Annotated in this window: 3 protein-coding genes; all 3 read right to left on the bottom strand. The window is 50.3% G+C overall.

Annotated features, from left to right (window positions below; translation table 11 throughout):
* On the bottom strand, window positions 1-1,385 hold a 1,385-nt coding region (locus tag EJP87_RS14995), incomplete at its 3' end, for a toll/interleukin-1 receptor domain-containing protein (protein ID WP_130472670.1).
* Window positions 1,386-1,389: 4 nt separating this feature from the next.
* Window positions 1,390-2,136, bottom strand: coding sequence for a hypothetical protein (locus tag EJP87_RS14990; RefSeq protein WP_130472669.1), 747 nt, complete (start codon window positions 2,134-2,136; stop codon window positions 1,390-1,392).
* Between the two features lie 388 nt (window positions 2,137-2,524).
* Window positions 2,525-3,083, bottom strand: a 559-nt coding sequence (locus tag EJP87_RS14985) for a peptidoglycan bridge formation glycyltransferase FemA/FemB family protein (protein ID WP_130472668.1), incomplete at its 5' end; no start/stop codon positions are given.

The raw sequence follows: 3,083 nt of genomic DNA, 5'->3' as shown, positions 1-3,083 counted from the left end.
TGCCGCATGCGGGTGGTGATCACGCGCTTGACGGTCTGCCCCCCAAACCCCAGAAAATGTTGCAAGGTCTCCTTGCTCCAGGCATCGTCAAGAACCAGCAGAATCTGTCTGTCGGTTAACAATTCGTCCAGTCGTAGGCGAGCAGCATCCAGATCGGGTGGACAGCTTTCGTGGGCAATCTCGCGGATCAGGGTTGCCAACCGCGAGAGGACAGCTTGCTGATCCAGTTCTGATCCCAGCGTGACCCAAAGAATGCCGTCATAAAAAAAATCCTCCACTTCGGAATCGTGGCAGGCAGCCTGCGCCAGCCACGTTTTGCCAAATCCTCCCGTGCCCACCAGAGCTGTGGTAGTGATGGCGACAATCTGCTCCTCTTCTGTAAACAGTTTTGCTTTAAGCTCAGCCAGTTCCCTGCTGCGCGGTACAAACCCTTCGGGTTTGAGGGGAAGCAACATGGGAGATTTTGGGATGACCCGTTTTTCTTGCAGGTGTTGAAAGAGACGATCTTTGAAATTGGTTTCTTCCATGTTCAAAATGTGTTGATCACGCAAAAAGCGCGGCAAACTCCCTTGGAGTTGTTTGCTACTGGGTGTGGCAAGCAACAAGTCGATACCAAATGTGCGGGCAAGACGAATCTCTTGCCGGACCCAAGTGGATTGGCATGAATTGTTTGTGACCAGGACAACCACATGACTGACATGCGCAATAGCATCCCCGATTTGGGAGAGGATGCGCTCTCCAGAGCGCATGTCTGTCTGGTCAAACCAGACGCTGAATGCTGCCTGACTGATGGTTGACTTCAACCATTCAGCCGTTTTGGTATCTTTTGTTGAATAGGACAGAAAAACCATTTTGCTGAAGGGGCTGGAAACGGATTTTCCAGGAAAGGTTGCCAACTCATCCGCTTGGCGTGTCTTCTGCTGCAGGTAACCACCAAAATGGTCTCCTTCCTGGTTTTCCTTGGATTTTGGTCTGGGTACCTTGGCCAAGGAATGGGTCAAGGCACGAACCGGGTTGCGGTTGCGGATGGCTGCAATAGCAATCGGTTCGACGCGGAACTGCAGTGGTTCCGATTGGCCAAGGAAGCGATTGGCCAAGAAATATTGAATGATATATTCGATGGATGTCCCATGTACCAGCGCACCAAAACGACCTTCATAATACCGTTCTGCCGTCTTGCCGTTCTCTGGAAGAAGATGGGTTGGCAGAGACATCCAAAGGCCATGTGGTCGTCGATACTTGATCAGAATGACCAGATTGTCATCATGCGGTGCGACGCCAATCCGCACGACCACCGGATTTCCGAACGGGATGATGCCGCTGGGTACGGGCCAGGAGTCTGTCCCCAACCTGACGTTGAATGGGCTGTTCTGCAGTATGGACATGGGATTACTCTCTGACGAGTCTTACGATACTGTCCTTGTCTTTGAGGCGCATTCGGAACTCTTCGTATACGCGGCACTCTGGGTTGCCATCTTTACCATCGCGCAGATGCTCAAATTGTGGGGGAACGGAAATAACCATATCGATCACATCGACAGCGCAGGAGATCAACAGCCCCTCCTGTTTACCCAGATTGGTCGAGGAAAAAATGGTATCACTGTTGAGCAGCGCCTCAATCTTATTCTTACCATGCTTGATGGCATCGACGTATAATTCATTACCAAGAATGAGAAAATAGGCATCGATATAACCGTGTTTTTGCAATTCAAGCAGGGCGTCCATGACGGCAGAAATGAGACTTTTACTACCATTTCCCTTGATGATTTGTAATTTATTGCCGCTTTTGCGGCTGTTTTTTCGCAGTTCCTTAATACATATTCTGTCGTGCTTGGCCGCCAAATAGGTGGCAGCTTGACGAACAGCACGCAAAACATCGGTCAGTTCTGGATCTGCTGCCTGCGATCTGGTTACAACCATCGGTTCTATGATTTCGTGGAAGGGGTACAGTTTGGTTCTACTCTTGATACCGACTTTTTTGTTACCTTTTTTTTTCGGTTCGTCAATATGCACCCCTCTTGTACTGTCATTCCTTTCAGAGATCGGAATGATTTTGTGAATCATTCTTGTTTCTTCAACCCGTGCTGCAATACTGGCATTGATGATATTTTTCTGATCCTGCGTCCACTGGAACATGGTATCTCCCCCCACTCAAATTGATCATGAATTCCATTACCGTAGACGGTCTAATGGAATGTGCCGTATTCCCGGTTAAGCTGTGAAAATCTATTATTATTCAAACACCATATTCAAATATAAATTGTTGTCAATCTACCCACGAAGATCTTGCAATATGGGAAATTAGACACCATTTACCTCGTAACGAAGGTTATTCCCATATCTTTGTTGTTTGACGATAGAATGGCCGACGCCCCGTGCTATGTCAAGAGATCTTGTCCATCTCCCCAGAGCAATCGCAGGTGAACTATTCCTGTATGGACATACAAAGCAACACAAGGCGTATCTAGCCCTACCACCCCATCAGATATAACTACAACAAAACCATTAAATCATTAAAAGTTTTCTAAATAACAACAAAACTCCATTCACCAACCCACTGATAGGGCACACCATTCAGGCCGCTCTTGAAGTGGCGAATCCCCTCCGGGGTGTCGGCATTGACACCGCCCAGATCAAACCACCGCACCCCCCGGCTGCGGGCATGGGTGATCGCCTGCCATAACAGCCGATAGTTGCACAACAGACGGCGCCCCTCCGCCCGGTTGGCGGCGATCAGATAGGTGGCACTGTCGCCATGATGGATCACCAGCAGCACGGCAAGCCAATCGTCTGGATTCTCCGCCGGGGCGGCGGTCCAGAGGTGGCACTGCCAGGAGGGCGAATGCTGGCGCAGCAAACAGCCCAACAGGTGCGGATCAACAGCGACAAACTGTTTTTCCTGGGCAAATTGACTGTAGAACGTGGCAAATCGAGACCAACAAAGCGCCGCAGCGTGCCAACTGAGCTGGATCGACTGGCGCTCACTCTTGCACAACAGGTTGCGCCACTTGCCCGCCAACTGGGCACGCAACTGCGCTTCATCCGGGTGCAGATCCAGACGGTGCGAAGCCCAGGCCGTTTTG

Origin of the sequence: Candidatus Magnetaquicoccus inordinatus, assembly GCF_004217665.1 — a bacterium.
GTDB lineage: Bacteria > Pseudomonadota > Magnetococcia > Magnetococcales > Magnetaquicoccaceae > Magnetaquicoccus > Magnetaquicoccus inordinatus.
This window is presented reverse-complemented; position numbering and strand designations above follow the sequence as displayed.